The sequence below is a fragment of the Actinocorallia herbida genome (genome assembly GCF_003751225.1).
GTDB lineage: Bacteria > Actinomycetota > Actinomycetes > Streptosporangiales > Streptosporangiaceae > Actinocorallia > Actinocorallia herbida.
Genome location: NZ_RJKE01000001.1, coordinates 1312123 through 1327506 on the forward strand (window position 1 = coordinate 1312123; position 15384 = coordinate 1327506).

The 15384-nt window shown below is 73.1% G+C and carries 13 protein-coding genes; 4 read left to right on the plus strand and 9 right to left on the minus strand.

The window, feature by feature from the left end; translation table 11 throughout:
• Window positions 1-3: 3 nt before the first annotated feature.
• The 7 genes from EDD29_RS06260 to map all read right to left on the minus strand — a co-directional run bounded on the left by EDD29_RS06260 (window position 4) and on the right by map (window position 9349).
• On the minus strand, window positions 4-1974 hold the full coding sequence (locus EDD29_RS06260; RefSeq protein WP_123663174.1) for a bifunctional copper resistance protein CopD/cytochrome c oxidase assembly protein: 1971 nt from the start codon (window positions 1972-1974) through the stop codon (window positions 4-6).
• Window positions 1967-2515 carry a copper resistance CopC family protein gene (locus EDD29_RS06265; protein ID WP_123663176.1) on the minus strand — a complete coding sequence of 183 codons (549 nt, stop codon included), beginning with the start codon at window positions 2513-2515 and terminating at the stop codon, window positions 1967-1969. Before EDD29_RS06265 ends, EDD29_RS06260 begins: the two co-directional genes overlap by 8 nt.
• Before the next feature lie 93 nt (window positions 2516-2608).
• Complete coding sequence (locus tag EDD29_RS06270) at window positions 2609-4273, minus strand: AMP-binding protein (RefSeq protein ID WP_123663179.1); 1665 nt, start codon at window positions 4271-4273, stop codon at window positions 2609-2611.
• A 58-nt stretch (window positions 4274-4331) separates the two neighbouring features.
• Window positions 4332-6161 (minus strand): DUF5685 family protein, encoded by a 1830-nt coding sequence (locus EDD29_RS06275; RefSeq protein ID WP_148085888.1) that lies wholly within the window; start codon window positions 6159-6161, stop codon window positions 4332-4334.
• 200 nt (window positions 6162-6361) lie between these two features.
• Entirely contained in the window at window positions 6362-7423 is a 1062-nt protein-coding gene (locus EDD29_RS06280) for a S1C family serine protease (protein WP_123663183.1), read from the minus strand.
• 286 nt (window positions 7424-7709) lie between these two features.
• Complete coding sequence (locus EDD29_RS06285; protein ID WP_123663184.1) at window positions 7710-8429, minus strand: metal-dependent hydrolase; 720 nt, start codon at window positions 8427-8429, stop codon at window positions 7710-7712.
• Between the two features lie 68 nt (window positions 8430-8497).
• A complete protein-coding gene (gene map / locus EDD29_RS06290) occupies window positions 8498-9349 on the minus strand; it encodes a type I methionyl aminopeptidase (RefSeq protein WP_123663186.1) in 852 nt (283 codons plus the stop codon).
• A 67-nt stretch (window positions 9350-9416) separates the two neighbouring features.
• Between map and EDD29_RS45280 the strand changes: the two genes are divergently transcribed.
• The gene (locus EDD29_RS45280; protein ID WP_170201309.1) at window positions 9417-9587 is read left to right on the plus strand and encodes a hypothetical protein; all 171 of its coding nucleotides are present in this window, start codon (window positions 9417-9419) and stop codon (window positions 9585-9587) included.
• Here EDD29_RS45280 and EDD29_RS06295 read toward each other — a convergent pair.
• Window positions 9575-10141, minus strand: a complete 567-nt coding sequence (locus tag EDD29_RS06295) for a hypothetical protein (protein ID WP_211359574.1) — start codon at window positions 10139-10141, stop codon at window positions 9575-9577. The genes EDD29_RS45280 and EDD29_RS06295 overlap by 13 nt on opposite strands.
• Before the next feature lie 99 nt (window positions 10142-10240).
• On the opposite strand from EDD29_RS06295, the gene npdG reads away from it, so the two are divergent.
• Complete coding sequence (gene npdG / locus EDD29_RS06300) at window positions 10241-10909, plus strand: NADPH-dependent F420 reductase (RefSeq protein ID WP_123663190.1); 669 nt, start codon at window positions 10241-10243, stop codon at window positions 10907-10909.
• A gap of 99 nt (window positions 10910-11008) precedes the next feature.
• Window positions 11009-12016 (plus strand): potassium channel family protein, encoded by a 1008-nt coding sequence (locus EDD29_RS06305; RefSeq protein WP_123663192.1) that lies wholly within the window; start codon window positions 11009-11011, stop codon window positions 12014-12016.
• A 79-nt stretch (window positions 12017-12095) separates the two neighbouring features.
• Here the strand turns inward: EDD29_RS06305 and panB are convergent, their stop codons facing one another.
• Complete coding sequence (panB, locus tag EDD29_RS06310) at window positions 12096-12941, minus strand: 3-methyl-2-oxobutanoate hydroxymethyltransferase (protein ID WP_123663194.1); 846 nt, start codon at window positions 12939-12941, stop codon at window positions 12096-12098.
• A 271-nt stretch (window positions 12942-13212) separates the two neighbouring features.
• Here panB and EDD29_RS06315 point away from each other — a divergent pair, with 271 nt between their 5' ends.
• Window positions 13213-15360 carry an ATP-binding SpoIIE family protein phosphatase gene (locus tag EDD29_RS06315; protein ID WP_246052543.1) on the plus strand — a complete coding sequence of 716 codons (2148 nt, stop codon included), beginning with the start codon at window positions 13213-13215 and terminating at the stop codon, window positions 15358-15360.
• Window positions 15361-15384 lie beyond the last annotated feature (24 nt).

The following is a 15384-nucleotide window of genomic DNA, read 5'->3' on the forward strand; positions in this document are numbered from 1 at the left end:
CGGTCACTTCTCGGCGTTCTTGCCGAGGCCGCTCAGCATCTCGTTGTACTCGGCGAGTTCGGCGTCCTCGTCCCGCTCGGCGTTCCGGTCGGTGCGGCGGGCCTGCCGGGTGTCCGACATCGCCCACTGCGCCACGATCGCGATGATCACGATGAAGGTCGGGATCTCCCCGAAGCCCCAGGCGATGGCGCCGCCCGTCTGGACGTCGTCCACGATCGGCCCGGCCCACGGCGGGTAGACGATCTTGTACCAGTCCGGTGCGATCGGCTCGCCCATGTTCATCATGGCGAGGCCGAGGAACGCGTGGAACGGCATGGTGACGAACAGCAGCAGCAGCCGCCACGGGTAGCCCAGCGGCTTCGGCGCGGGGTCGATCCCGATGATCACCCAATAGAACAGGTAGCCGCTCAGCAGGAAGTGCATGAGCATGGCGATGTGGCCGAGGTGGTTGCCCATCAGCCACTCGAAGGCGGAGCTGTAGTACAGCGCCCAGGTGCTGCCCATGAACAGGATCGTGGCGGTCGCCGGGTGCGCGATGACCTTGGTGTAGCGGCTGTGCAGGGCCGCGGTCAGCCACTCGCGCGGCCCCCTGTCGCCGCGGACCTTGGCCGGCTTGAGCGCGCGCAGCGCCAGCGTCATGGGTGCGCCGAGCACGAGGAAGATCGGCGTGACCATGGCGATGAGCATGTGCTGGACCATGTGGACGCTGAACATCAGCGGCGCGTAGGTGGCCAGGCCGCTGAGCGTCGCGACGACGATCGTGGCGAGCCCGATCAGCCAGAACACGGTCCGGTGCCAGGGCCAGGCGTCGCCGCGCCGCCGCAGCCGGACGACCCCGGCGAGGTAGAACCCGCCGAGGGCGAGGACCAGGACCATCCAGAACAGGTCGAACCGCCACAGCGAGGCGAGGTTGGCGACGTCGAGCAGCGGCGGCATGTCGTAGCCGAGGAGCGTCTTGACGGTGCTCTCGGCCTCCAGCGACGTCACCGGGGGCGCGGTCTGCGCGAGCGCGACGGCGAGGCCCATCGTGGCCGCCATGATGGCGACCTCGACGGCGGCGAGCCGGGCGAACGCCCGCGGCTTGCGCTCGGCGATCAGCGGGATGGTCTTCTCGCGGTGCCGGTGCCCGATCCACACCAGGACGGCGAAGGCCGCCATCTTGGCGAGGACGAGCCGTCCGTAGTCGGTCTCGAAGAGCTGGAGGGGGTCGGGCAGCCGGGAGAGCGTGCTGGCCAGGCCGGAGAGCCCGACGATGATCGCGCACCACAGCGCGAGGGTGCTGAACCGGGCGGCGGCGGTCTCCAGCAGCCGGCCCTTGGTGAGCGCGTGCCAGGCGAGCACGGCGAGGCCGCCGACCCAAGGGACCACCGCGGCGAGGTGCAGCGCCAGGCCGATCATGGCGAGGGAGTGGTTGGGGGAGGAGGCCGAGTGGCCCGTCAGCGCGGGCGGCAGCAGCGCGAGGAAGGACAGCGCGAGCAGGCCGAGCCCGGCGGCCGGGGTGTCGACGGTCCGGCCGAGCAGCGCGACCACCACGGTGGCGAGGATCACCAGCAGCAGCGCGGTGCCCTGCGGGAGCTGCCCGACGTAGCTCGACAGCTCGTTGCCGCGCAGCAGCCCGGTGACGTTCACCCCGAGGATGTCGGCGACGGTGAACACCAGGGTGGCCCCGGCGGCGCAGGCCCAGACCGCGGCGCACCAGGAGGCCGCGCGCAGGTAGTTCTGCGCGGCGGAGGTGAGGCCGTCGCGGATCAGCGGCAGCAGGATCACCGCCATGACCAGGCAGCCGACGGTGAGCGCGGCGGCGAGGTCCATGACGGTCCGGGCGGCGGGCAGGCCCCAGCGGACGAGTTCGCCCGCGTCGCCGATGCCGGGGATGACCTTCTCGGCGAGGGAGCCGCCCGCGTACAGCGCGGCGACGAGGCCGAAGACCGCCGCCAGCGCGGCCACCGCGGCGGCGCGGTAGGCGCTACGCATTCTTGCGCCTCCGCATCGAGTAGAGCAGGCCGATGCCCGCGCCCGCGGCGAGGCCGACGCCGACCATCAGCCAGCGGGTCCCGCCGCCCTCGGTGCCGTCGGGCGTGGAGGTCGGCGACGGGGTCGCGGTCCGTGTGTCGGCGGTGACCCCGGAGGGGGCCGTGGGGGCGGCCCCGGTGACGGTGAACGTCAGCGTCCCGGTGACGGGGTGGCCGTCGGCGGAGATCACCCGGTAGCCGACCGTGTACTTTCCGGCGGGCAGCGCGTCGCGCACCTTGCGCGTCACGTCGGTGCCGGAGACGGTGACCTTGCCTTTGTGGACGGGCTTCTCGGCCGCGTTTTGGATGACGACCTGGCCGGAGCGGACCTCCTCGTTGAAGGTCAGCACGACTTCGGCGACGGAGTCGACCTTCGCCCCGTCGGCGGGCGAGCTGCCGCTGAGCGCGGTGTGCGCCGAGGCGGGCGCGGCGGGTGCCGCGAGCGTCAGGGCGGCGAGGGCGGCGAACGCGCCGGCGGCCCTGGTGAGGGCGAAGAATCTCATGATCGTCCGATTCGGGGTTGCGGTGGCCTCCCCCACCCTATTGACCCCGGCGCGTGCCGCGCCCCGGCCCCGGTGGACGGGTGGGGCCCGGGATCAGCCGGGGTGGCGGCCGTGCTCGGCGAACTCGGCGCGCAGCGCGTCGCGGTCGGTGAACGGCTCGTAGCGCAGCTCACGGCCCGGCCGGTGCCAGACGGGGTCGCCGGTGTGCCAGGCGTCGGCGCGCAGCGGCTTCTTGTCGACCTTGGTCGTCGCGGTCAGCGGCATCGCCCGGACGATCCGGACGAACCGGGGCGCCCACTTGGTGCCGAGGTCCTCCTGCGCGGTGAGAAAGGCCGCGAACGCCCCGGGGTCGAAGTCCGACCCGTCGAGTTCGAGCGCGGCCATCACCTGGTCGCCGGTGCGCGGGTCGGGCACCGGGTAGACCGCGCACATCACGACCGGGTCCCAGCGCGCGAGGATCCGCTCGACGGGCGCGGCCGCGAAGTTCTCCCCGTCCACCCTGAGCCGGTCGGGGGTGCGCCCGGCGAAGTAGAAGAAGCCCGCCGCGTCCCGGTAGGCGAGGTCGCCGCTGTGGTACCGGCCGTCGCGCAGCCGCTCGGCGTCGGCCCCGGGGTTGTTGTAGTAGCCCTCGAACGCGGTGGTCACGCCGACGAGTTCGCCGATCGCCGCGGGGTTGGTGAGCCGCCCCGAAGGGTCGATCACCGCGTGGGGGCACTCCTCGCCGGTGCCGGGATCGAGGACGAGGATCTCCACGCCGTGCTGGGCCACGCCCAGGGCGTCGGGCGGGCTGTCGGGGGTGCGCCGGATCGCGATCGCGCCCTCGCTGGAGCCGTAGCCCTCCACGACCGCGCAGCCGAAGCGGGCGGCGAACGCGGCGCGGTCGCGGGCGGACGCCTCGGTGCCGAAGACCCGGGTGAGGGAGCAGCCGGGATCCTCGGCGCCGGTGGACAGGATGTAGGCCAGGGCCCGGCCGACGTAGTTGAAATAGGTGACGCCGTGCCGCCGCACGTCCGGGAGGAAGCCCGACGCGGAGAACCTGCGCCGCAGCACGACCCGGGCGCCCGCGTGGACGGCCATCGCGAGATTGGCCATGATCGAGTTGCCGTGGCAGAGCGGCATCGCGACGTACGTCACGGAGTCCGCGGTGAGCCCGAAGCCGGAGGACATCTCCGCGATCATCGCGAGCCGCCCCTGGGAGCAGCTCACCGCCTTGGGCGCTCCGGTCGAGCCGGAGGTGAAGAGGAGAAGGTAGCGGGCGGAGGGGTCGGGCGCGGGGCCGTCGTAAGGAAGGGCGTCGGCTACCCGGGCCGTGTAGGCGGGGGAGTCGACGAGGACCACGGGCGGTCCGTCTCCGGCGGCCTTGAGCGGCATCCCCTCGGCCGCGGCGGGGCGGTGCGAGGCGGGCAGGACGTCCAGGCCGGTGGCGTCGGTGATCAGCACGTCGCAGTCGGTGTGCGCGATGTCGGCGGCGAGCTCGGCGCCCCGCCGGGTCGGGTTGACCCCGACGACGACCGCGCCCGAGAGCGCCGCGGCGCCCAGCCAGTAGACGTACTCCGGCACGTTCTCCAGCAGCACGCCCAGGTGCGGGGCGCGGCCGGGGACGGCAGGCGCCAGGTCGGCGATGAGCGACGCCCTGCGCCGCGCCTCCTCGACCACCCTCGCCCAGGGGTACGTCTCCTCCTCGAAGACGAGCCCGATCCGGTCGTCGCCGGACCGGGCCGTCAGCAGCTCCGCGAAAGTCGCGGCGTTGGTCTCCACGAGAACCGAGCGTACGCTTGGTTGGTTATCCTGTCAGCACCCGGACGCGCGCCGCAGGTCAGCAGTTGCAGTCGCACCCGCAGTCGCAGCAGTCGCACCCGTCGCAGCAGCCGCCGTCATCGCCGCCGTCGCCGCCGCAGCACGAGCAGCAGTCGCCGCACCCGCTGCAGTCGCAGTTGCCGCAGTCGCAGCGCGAGCACACGCACCGCTCGGTGCAGTCCGCGTGGTGGTACTCGCTCCACTCCGGCCGCCAGAGACCGCAGGTGCACCCGACGGCCGCGCCCGCGAGGCACAGCTCGGGCCCGCACCCGGGCCGCCGTCCGCGCTTCGGATGGAATCCGGGAGGCAGCGGCGCACCGGGCGGAGGGTAAGGACCACCGGGCGGCGGCGAGTTCGGCGGCGGCGGAGGATAGCCCCCGGCCTGCCCGTCGCCCTGCCACGCCGGCACCCCCTGCTGCGCGTACGCCCCGCCCTGAGCCGGCCCGAACCCCTGCGGAGCCTGCTGCCCGTAGGGCCCGCCTTCCGGTGGCCCCTGCGCGTGCCGCGCGCTGATCCCGTCCGTCCGCGCAGCGCCGTCACCCGGCAGCGCCGGGCCCACCCGGGGTCCGGGCACGCCGACGGGCCGGGCGCCGATCCCGTCACCCGGCAGGGCCGGGTCCACTCGGTGTTCGGGCAAGGCGGCTCCGCCACCCGGCAGCGCCGGGCCCACCCGGGGTCCGGGTGCGGCCACGGGCAGCGCGCCGGCCTCGTCGGGGTGCGCCGAGCCGAGGTGGGGGCCGGTCGCGGTCGCGGGCCGGGCGGTGATCTCGTCGAGGTGGAGGACGGGGGCGACGGCGGGGGTCCAGGTGGAGCCGTCGACGCGGAGGAGCTGGAGGGTGCCGTCGAGCTGGTCGGTGAGGGAGGCCCGGGGGGACTTCGGCGTGCGGTGGGCGCACGAGTCGGTGTGCTCGTGGCCGTGGCGGTGGCCATGGCCCTTGCGGGGCGCGGCGGCGCGTGCGGCGAGGGCGGCGGCCCACTCGGCGGGGTCGGCGTCCGGGGTCCAGGGGCGGTCGTCGAAGACGGCGAAGGGGTGGCCGTCGAAAGCGCGCTGGACGGCGCGGCGGGTCTCCCCGAGGAACAGGGCCTCGACCAGTTCGCGGGAGGCGAACTCGGTGTCGGCGAGCGCCAGGCGCAGTCCGCGCCTGGCGGCGTCCGCCTGGCGGCGCGCCTCGCGCAGCGGGGTGCCGGTCGCGAGCAGCGGGTTGAACGCGCCGGTCGCGTGGTCCTCCGGCAGGTCCTCGACGGCGTCCAGCAGATGGGCGAGCCTGCCGAAGAAGCGGCCCGCCTCGGCGAGCGGCGCGGCGTTGCCGGGCTTCCCGGCGAGCACCGCGGTGTGCGCGAACGCGGCGGCGACCGCGGTCTCGGTCGGCTCCAGCAGCGCGAGCAGCGGCAGCCCCGGCGTGCTCTCCAGGACGGTCTGCCGGGCGACCGCCTCGCGCAGCGTCGACGGGTCGAAGCGCAGCGCCTCGGCGGTGCGGCCGCCCGCCCGGTCCCAGCGCGCGGACACCCGCTCGGCGAGCATCGCGGGCGCCCTGCGGGCGAAGACCCCGTCGCCGTCGGCGATGTGGTCGCGGGTGCGGCCCGCGGCGAGCAGCAGCGACACCGCGGCGGCGAGCCGCGCGCCCTCCGCCCGCGCGGCGACCACCTCGGCGCCCTTGAACCCGCGCAGCGCGCACGGACCGGCCTTGCGGCGCGGCGACGCCTCGGGCTCCTGCGCCTCGGTGAGCACCGAGACGAGCAGGCCGTCGTAGTTGGTCACGAGCCGTGCGGCGTGCCCGTGCTCATCGCGCAGCGCGAGGCAGTGTCCGCACAGATGCGCCATCCAGTCCCGGAACATCGCCGCGCTCATGACGTGGCGACACGGGCGAACTACCCCGAACAATGCAGTCATCCTCCGATCAGGCTGCCCGCATTATGGCGGTGGTCGCGCTGGGGCGGCCAGCGCGTGCAGCCCGATCTTTGGAGCATTTCGCCCGCCGGATGGTTCACGGAATCCCGGCGTATTTCTGGATTTCGAAGGATCCGGGGGCGTTGCACCGCCCCGAGGGCTCAGGATCCGGGCAGCTCGCCGAGCTTCACGTTCACGGTCCGGGTCTCGCCGTCGCGTCGGATCTCCACCGGGACCGTCTGCCCGACCTGGCGTTCGGCGAGGATCTCGGCGAGCCCCGTCGTGCTGTCGGTGGCCTGCCCGTCGACCGCGGTGATGACGTCGCCGGTCTTGATGCCCGCCTGCTCGGCGGCCCCGCCGGGCGTGACCGCCACGACCGCCACCCCGTCCTGCTCCCCCGAGGAGATGTTGACGGTCTGCGCGATGGTGACGCCGAGCGCGGCCCGGCCCGAGTTGGTGACCTTCCCGGAGGAGATGAGCTGCGGCGCGATGTTCTTCACCGTGTCGCTGGGGATGGCGAACCCGATGCCGGAGGCGGCGCCGTCGCTGGTGCCCGCGGACAGGGTCGGGATGCCGATGACGCCGCCGTCCATCGTGGCCAGGGCGCCGCCGCTGTTGCCGGGGTTGATGGCGGCGCTGGTCTGCACCGCGTTGGAGATGGTCGCTCCGGGGAACGAGCCCTCCTGGCGGGAGCTGACGGTCCGGCCGGTCGCCGACACGATGCCGTTGGTGACGCTGCCGCTCAGCCCGAGCGGGCTGCCCATGGCCAGGACGAGCTGGCCGACCTTCAGCCTGCTCGACTCCCCGAAGGTCGCGGCGGGCAGCCCCGCGTCGTCGACCCGGACGACGGCGAGGTCGCCCGCGGTGAAGGACCCGACGAGGGTCGCGGGCAGCCCGGGGCCGCCGCTGGAGGGGAAGACCTCGAACTCCTTGGCCCCGGCCACGACGTGCGCGTTGGTGACGATGTTGCCCGCGTTGTCGAACACCACGCCCGAGCCCTCGCCCTGGTCGGTGACGATCTGCACGACCGACGGCAGCACCTTGGCGACGACCTGCTCGTACCCGGTCTCCAGGCCGGTCGCCGCGCCCCCCGTGCCGAGGGCGGACGCCCGGCCGCTCGGCGCGCCGCCGAGCGGGAGCGGGCCCTCACCGCCCGAGCACCCCGCGAGCGCGGCGCTGAGGACGAGCACGGACGCGGAGGTACGGAGGTGTCGTGTTCTCACGTGCGTTCATTACCCCGCGCCGCCGCGCGCGACGGGACGCGCTCGCCACCCTTGACGACAGATTTGCCCCCGCGTGACAGTGCTCGTTCCGCGTTCTCCCGCGTACGCTCGGAAACGTCTTATTTATCCGTTTTGAAGGGAAAGCGGGATATGAACACGCACCTTCTCCCCGGCTGCGGGCAGTGCGACTGCTCCGACGAGGCCCAGTCCGTCGGGGTGACCCTGCTGTCGGTGACGCTCGTCGACTGACGTCGGCCGAGCGCCGCCGGACCACGGCAGGCCACCCTCAGGCGTGGGTGTTCAACCAGTCGGTGATCTCCTCGCCCAGCGCGGTGCGGACGGCGAGGACGGCCACGCCCAGTGTGAGCAGCGGCGTGACGATCCACCGCTCCACCTTGCCGTCCGTCCGCGGCACCAGCGGCACGCCGAGCCGCCACGGCACCGGCCACAGCACCGGGCAGCCCTGCGGGGTGCAGCAGTCCCCGGCGACGTGCACGAGGCAGCCGAGCGCGACCGCGTACCCGGCCCAGGCCGCGCCGACGTCGTGCATCGCGAACACCAGGCCCGCCGCGAGCACCGCGTTGACGACGCCCGTGGTGACGTCGCCGGACTCCCCGCCGACGCCGAGGCCGCGCAGGCCCAGCCCGACGAGCAGGAACAGCGCGACCCACCAGCCCCAGGCGTTGTTGTCGGCCAGCCACTGGACGCCGTAGCCCGCGCCGACCGCGAACAGGATCGAGTGGGTGCCGTGCCGGTGCCCGCCGGAGACCGACGCCATCGCCTTGCACAGCCACCGCGTGAAGATGCCGAAGGTGTTCGCGATCGTCCCGCGCGGATGGTCGACGTCCGGGAGCAGCGCCGCGCCCGCGCACACCACGGTCCCCGCGGCGATCTGCGCCGCGTTGAGATGGATCGCGTGGTCGTGCAGGAGGTCGGGCGCGGTGAGCAGCGGCACGGCGGCGAGCCAGGCGACCGCCCCGCTCAGCGCATGGGTTTGGCCCATCATGCGCGGATTATCGCCGCTCCGTCCGGGGCCCGCCCAGCCGCCGCGCCGCGCGGGCCCGGACGCGGGCCCTACGGGAGGGTCAGGATCTCCGAGCCGGTGTCGGTGACCAGGATGGTGTGCTCGAACTGCGCGGTGCGCTTGCGGTCCTTGGTGACCACGGTCCAGCCGTCGTCCCACATGTCGTACTCGTAGGTGCCGAGGGTCAGCATCGGCTCGATGGTGAACGTCATGCCCGTCTCCATCACCGTGGCGGCGTGCGGGTCGTCGTAGTGCGGGATGACGAGGCCCGAGTGGAACGTGGTGCCGATGCCGTGGCCGGTGAAGTCGCGCACGACGCCGTAGCCGAAGCGGCGCGCGTACGCCTCGATGACCCGGCCGATGACGTTGATGGCCCGGCCGGGCCGGACCGCCTTGATGCCGCGCATCGTCGCCTCGCGGGTGCGCTCGACGAGCAGCCGCGACTCCTCGGGCACGTCGCCCGCCAGGAAGGTCGCGTTGGTGTCGCCGTGGACGCCGCCGATGAACGCGGTGATGTCGATGTTGACGATGTCGCCGTCGCGGACCACCGTGGTGTCCGGAATGCCGTGGCAGATGACCTCGTTGAGCGAACTGCACAGGGACTTGGGGAAGCCCCGGTAGCCCAGGGTGGAGGGGTAGGCGTCGTGGTCGAGCAGGAACTCGTGGCCGATCGCGTCGAGTTCGTCGGTGGCGACGCCGGGGCGGACCGCCTTGCCGACCTCTTCCAGGGCCTGGGCGGCGATCCTGCCCGCGACGCGCATCGCCTCGATGATCTCGGGGGTCTTCACGTCGGGTTCGCCGGTCTTGGGGGCCTTCTTCCCGACGTACTCGGGCCGCGCGATGTGCGCGGGGACCTTGCGCGGGGCGGAGACCCGGCCGGGCGTGAGATACGTCGTCGTCATGGGAGAGAGTTTAGTTCCCGTTTCGGGGCAGGATTCGAGACGGCTGTCCAGAGGGAGGCGAGAGGCGATGGCGGACGAAGGACACTGGTTCTTCTGCCTGAAGCACATGAAGGTCGAGGAGGGCCCCGGCTGCCCGGACAAGATCCGGATGGGCCCCTACGACACCAAGGAGCAGGCCGAGCACGCGCTGGAGCACGCCCGCGAGCGCAATGAGTCCTGGGACGCTCAGGACTCCTGAGGCCCGGCCACCGCGTCGAGGAAGCGGGCCAGGCGGTCGCGCAGGCCCCGCCTGCCCGTGTCCTCGCCCGCGGTGGCGCTCACCAGGTGCTGGGCCTGCTCGAAGCTCACCGGGCCGTCCGGCCGGACGGTCAGCGCCTCATGGGCCAGGTCCGCGAGCTCCCGGTCGCCGCCGTCGAGGGTGAGGATCACCGCGCCGGTGCGCCGGGCGTCGTCGACCCGTTCCAGCAGGGTCGGGGGAGCCGCCTCGGAGACCACCAGCAGCGCCTCGCCGCGCCTGGCCGCGGCCAGCCTGTCGAGGCCGACGGCGAGGTGCGGGGGCGCCCCGGGCGGCGGCCGCCAGCGCACCAGGGTCGGTTTCAGCGAGGGGACGAACCGGGCCTCCTCGTCGAGATGGGCCGCGAGGTGCCACGGGTCCTCCCGGTCCGGCGCGCCCAGCAGCAGGAGGTCGTCGCGGGCCGAGGAGCGCAGGGCGCGGGCGAAGCGGCGGGTCTCCGCCATCGTCTCCGAGGACGCCAGCAGCTCCCGCAAGAAGGCCACCTGTCCGTTGTCCATGCGCCACATGGTGGCGCAATTCTCTGCGCGACACGCGGGGATCGCGCCGACCGCAGGGGCGGCGACGGCCCGGAAAGCCGGTTCTGACAGGATGCGCCCATGACTGATCTCCCTGACGTGAGCGGCTTGACGATCGGCATCCTCGGCGGCACCGGGGACCAGGGCAAGGGCCTGGCCCGGCGGTTCGCCCTGTCCGGCCTGAAGGTGATCATCGGATCGCGCGCCGCGGAACGGGCCCAGGAGGCCGCCGACGAACTCGGCAACGGAGTCCGCGGGCTCGACAACTCCGCCTGCGCCACCGAGTCCGACATCGTGATCGTCGCCGTGCCGTGGGGCGGCCACAAGGCCACCCTGGAGTCCCTCAAGGCCGAGCTGGCCGGCAAGATCGTCGTCGACTGCGTGAACCCCCTCGGCTTCGACAAGAAGGGCGCCTACGCGCTCCCGGTCGAAGAGGGCAGCGCCGCCCAGCAGGCCGCCGCGATCCTCACCGAGAGCCGCGTCGTGGCCGCGTTCCACCACGTCTCGGCCGTGCTGCTGCTCGACCCCGCCGTCGACGAGATCGCGCTCGACGTGCTCGTCCTCGGCGAAGGCGAGGACCGCGAGGCCACCGACCTCGTCCAGGCCCTGGCCGAGCGCGTCCCCGGCTTCCGCGGCGTCTACGGCGGCCGCCTCCGCAACGCCCACCAGGTCGAGGCGCTCGTCGCGAACCTGATCTCCGTCAACCGCCGCTACAAGGCGCACGCGGGCATCCGCCTCACCGACATCTAGGCGGCTCTTTCGTCACCGCGGGGCCGGGCGCGCGAGATCCCGGCCCCCGTACGTTCTTCCTCCGGGTGATCCCGACCGCCACCGGGTAGTCACCCGGGTGTGGGCGCGGTCTCGGGGATCCTGCTGCCGACGCGGCACCGAAGCCCGCTCGAGCGGGTGCTCTGGCGCGTCGCGCTCGCCGTGCTGCTGTTCTGGATCGTGGTCGCGGTCGTCTACCTCGGCCGCGCGGGGTACAAGGACGCCACGGGCGAGCCGGTCGATCTCGTGGCCTGCTTCTACTACGCGTGCGTCGCGCTGTCCTCGACGGGCTACGGCGACATCGTGCCGGTCACCCCGGTCGCCCGGCTGGTCAACAGCCTCGTGGTCACGCCGATCCGGATCCTCTTCCTGATCATCCTGGTCGGCACCACCCTCGAGGTGCTGGCCGAGCAGTCGCGCGAGGAATGGCGGCGCAGGCGCTGGGAGGCGAAGGTGCGGAACCACGTGGTCGTCATCGGGTACGGCACCAAGGGCCGCGCGGCCGCCGACGCGCTCCTGGACGGCGGCCTGCCCCCGGAGAAGGTCGTCGTCGTGGACGCCGACCACGCCAGCGTCGCCGAGGCGGCGGGCCGCGGCCTGACCGGGATCCTCGGCGACGCCACCCGCAGCGTCGTGCAGCGCCGCGCCGCCGTCGACAGGGCCCGCGACGTGATCGTGGCGACCGGACGGGACGACAGCGCCGTCCTCATCACGCTGACCGCCCGGCAGATCAACCCGGGCGCGGCCATCCAGGTGGCGGTGAACGAGTCGGAGAACGAGCCGCTGCTGAGGCAGAGCGGCGCCGACCACGTCATCCCCGCGGCGGAGGCGGCGGGCCGCCTCCTGGGCCTGGCGACCAGCGAGCCCAACGTCAGCGCGGTGATCGAGGACCTGCTCATGCTGGGCAGCCGCCTCGGCCTCGTGGAGCGGGCCGCGGCCGGGGACGAGGTGGGCCGGGAGGTCCATGAGCTCGCCGAGCCCGTCCTGGCCGTCGTCCGGGCCGAGGAGACCCTGCCGTACGAGGGGCTGTCCGAGCGGGTCCTGGAGCGCGGGGACCGGCTGATCGTCGTGAGGCACCGGCCTTCCTGACCGCGGAGACGCGAAACGGCCCCGGTGGGGGAACCGGGGCCGCTCGCTTGGGGTGGGAGGAAAGTCCTGCCTGGCGGAATCAGTGGTAGGTGTGCTCGGGGGCCGGGAAGGTGCCGCCGACGACCTCTTCGGCGTAGGCGCGGGCGGCGTCGCCCAGGGCCTCGCCGACCGCGGCGTACTTCTTCACGAACTTGGCGGTGTGCGGGACGAGCCCGGCCATGTCCTGCCAGACCAGCACCTGGGCGTCGGTGCCGCCGCCCGCGCCGATGCCGATCGTCGGGATGGACAGCGACGCCGTCACCCGCTCGGCCAGCTCGGCGGGCACGCACTCCAGCACGACGGAGAAGGCGCCGGCGGCCTCGAGGGCCTTGGCGTCCTGGATCAGCTGCTCGCCGTCCTCGCCGCGGCCCTGGACCCGGTAGCCGCCGAAGGTGTTCACCGACTGCGGGGTGAGGCCCAGATGGCCCATGACGGGGATGCCCATGGCGACCATCGCCTCGACCTGGGGGGCCACCCGGCGGCCGCCCTCCAGCTTGATCGCGTGGGCGCCGGCGTCCTTGAGGAAGCGGGTGGCGGTGGCCAGTGCCTGCTCGACCGAGGCCTGGTAGGAGCCGAACGGGAGGTCGGCGACGACCATCGCGCGCTTGGAGCCGCGCACTACGGCGCCGGTCAGGAAGACGAGTTCGTCGACGGTGACGGGGATGGTGGACTCGTAGCCGTAGACGACCATCGCGGCGGAGTCGCCGACGAGGAGCACGGGGATGCCCGCCTCGTCGAAGATCCGCGCGCTGAGCGCGTCGTAGGCCGTCAGCATGGGCCACCTCTCGCCCCGCGCCTTGGCGGCGGCGATGTCGCGGACGGTGATGCGCTTGGTTCCCTGGCCGCCATAGAGCATGGTCGACCGGTCCTTCTGCACTTCGGACATGCTTCCTCTACCTCTCAGTCTCGAGGCGCCCCTTCGGCGTACCCGGACGAAATAGATGATTACACCAACTCAACGGGAGGGGAAGAGGGGGCCATTCCCGATGTGAGGAGAGGAACTCGCGGCCCACGTCGGCGCCTCGTGATCACCGGTCGGTGACGGGGCGGGTCGCCTGTGTCACATCCTTCGTGCGCAACAAGCCGCGCAGAAGCCCCGAGTGGCGCATACTTGTTCGGAAGGACCAAGGAGCAATCGGTCGGCGGGAGAGCGCAAGGTGAGAACCGCGATGGCGCGCAAGGCCAATGCGTCGACCGCCGATTCGGCGTCCCGGACGCTGGTCCTGGGCATCGACGACCGGGGCGTGATCGTCCAGGCCGGGCACAACGCCGAGAAGGTCATCGGCCTGGAGGCCGACGCGCTGATCGGCACCCGCCTGTACGACCTGCTGGACGAGGGCGGCGACCAGATCCCGGCGATCCTGGAGGCCGTCGCCGAAGGCCAGGAGCGCACCTCGGTGTGGCGCCTGCACGGACCGGGCGACGCGGTCGTCACCGTCCAGCCCATGGTCGGCGGCACCGACCTGTTCGCCATGGTCCATCTGAGGGTCGCGCTGTCGACCACCGAGCGGTTCCAGGACCCGGCCCGCGTGCGCCGCGCCCTGTTCGACGACCAGCTCACCCGCTTCGGATCCAATCTCGACCTCGACCTGTGCACCCGCGCCCTGGCCGACGTGATCGTGCCGCACTACTGCAACGTCGCCTCGATCGTCCTGCTGGAGAGCCTGGTCGCCGCCGACGAGAGCCACGGCGAGGCCAACGGCTCCGCGGTGCTGCGCCGGCTCGCCCTGGCCACCGACAACCACGAGCCGGACTGGTCGGCGACCTTCCCCACCGGCGAGGTGCTGGTCTACCCGCCGGGCACCCCCTACCGCGAGTGCCTCGACCGGGCCGCGCCCGTCCACCTCAAGCACATGACCGCCGAGCAGGCCGGGAGGATCGCCGACGCCTGGCGCCGCGACCCCGTGCGCGAGCTGCTGGACGACGTGTCCATGGTGATCCTGCCGCTGATCGGCAAGACCGGGAAGCTGCTCGGCCTGATGGCCTGCACCCGCACCCCCGGCTTCCGCAGGTTCGACGCCTACGACGTCGAGATCGGCATGGAGTTCGCCTCCCGCGCCGCGATCGTGATCGACAACGCGCGCCGGTTCAGCCGCGAGCGCGCCACCGCCCTCACCCTCCAGCGGAGCCTGCTGCCGCTGCGGCTGTCCCACCCGTCGTCGGTGGAGGTCAAGCACCGCTACCTGCCGGGCAGCAAGCTGGTGGAGGTCGGCGGCGACTGGTACGAGTCGATCTCGCTGCCCGGCGGCCGGGTCGCGCTGATCGTCGGCGACGTGGCCGGGCACGGCGTCAAGGCCGCGGTCACCATGGGAAGGCTGCGCACCGCCCTGCACACGCTGGCCAACCTCGACTACCCGCCCGCCGACGCCCTGCACATCGTGCACGAGCTGATGACCGAGCTGGGCGAGCAGGAACCGCACTTCGCCACCTGCGTGTTCGGCGTCTACGACGCGACCACCGGCACCCTGGAGATCGCCTCGGCCGGGCACCTCCCGCCGCTGCTGCTGCGCGCCGACGGCACCCCGGAGTACCTGGAGCTGCCCGACGCCCCGCCGCTCGGTGTGGTCGGCGGCAACCCGATCGAGAGCCGCGAGTTCGCCGTCGAGGACGGCAGCATGTTCGTGATCTACACCGACGGCCTGGTGGAGAGCCGGGGCCGCGACATAGACGACGGGCTGGACCGGCTCAAGGGGATCTTCGACCCCTCGGCGCTGGACCGGCCGATGGAGGATCTCGCCAAGGCGTGCCTCGCGGGCGTCTACGACAACGTCGACCGCGACGACATCGCGCTGCTCATCGCCCGGCTGCGCCGCCTGCCCGAGGACACCCGCGTGTCCTGGACCCTGCCGAACGAGCTCGCCGCGGTGCGCCGCGCCCGCGGCCTGGTCCGCACCCAGCTCGACGAGTGGGGCCTGGCCGATCTCTCCTACACCGCCGAGCTGCTCGCCTCCGAGCTGGTCACCAACGCCCTGCGGTACTCCCCGGGCCCCCTTGAGGTGCGCCTGCTACGCGAGCGCACCCTCGTCATCGAGGTGATGGACCGCTCGGCGGCCCTGCCCCGGCTGCGCCGCGCGGCCGACGACGACGAGGGCGGCCGGGGCCTGCTCGTGGTGTCGGAGTACGCCCGGCGCTGGGGCACCCGCCGCACCGCGCTCGGCAAGGTCGTCTGGTGCGACCTGCGGCTGCCCGGCATCGACCCGGACGACACCGCCTTCTCCGAGGAATGGCCGGGCAAGAAGCACCACACCGACAGCTTCCCGCTGCCCCGCCTGCCCCTGGACGGCCTGCCCGACCGCGGCGTGTGATCTCCACCGCGGCCGGTCATGCCG

Excerpts from the sequence above, each read along its gene's own strand:
- EDD29_RS06260 (WP_123663174.1), bottom strand. The coding sequence starts at position 1,974 with ATGCGTAGCGCCTACCGCGCCGCCGCGGTGGCCGCGCTGGCGGCGGTC.
- EDD29_RS06265 (WP_123663176.1), bottom strand. The coding sequence starts at position 2,515 with ATGAGATTCTTCGCCCTCACCAGGGCCGCCGGCGCGTTCGCCGCCCTC.
- EDD29_RS06275 (WP_148085888.1), bottom strand. The coding sequence starts at position 6,161 with ATGAGCGCGGCGATGTTCCGGGACTGGATGGCGCATCTGTGCGGACAC.
- EDD29_RS06285 (WP_123663184.1), bottom strand. The coding sequence starts at position 8,429 with ATGATGGGCCAAACCCATGCGCTGAGCGGGGCGGTCGCCTGGCTCGCC.
- map (WP_123663186.1), bottom strand. The coding sequence starts at position 9,349 with ATGACGACGACGTATCTCACGCCCGGCCGGGTCTCCGCCCCGCGCAAG.
- EDD29_RS45280 (WP_170201309.1), top strand. The coding sequence starts at position 9,417 with ATGGCGGACGAAGGACACTGGTTCTTCTGCCTGAAGCACATGAAGGTC.
- EDD29_RS06295 (WP_211359574.1), bottom strand. The coding sequence starts at position 10,141 with ATGGACAACGGACAGGTGGCCTTCTTGCGGGAGCTGCTGGCGTCCTCG.
- npdG (WP_123663190.1), top strand. The coding sequence starts at position 10,241 with ATGACTGATCTCCCTGACGTGAGCGGCTTGACGATCGGCATCCTCGGC.
- panB (WP_123663194.1), bottom strand. The coding sequence starts at position 12,941 with ATGTCCGAAGTGCAGAAGGACCGGTCGACCATGCTCTATGGCGGCCAG.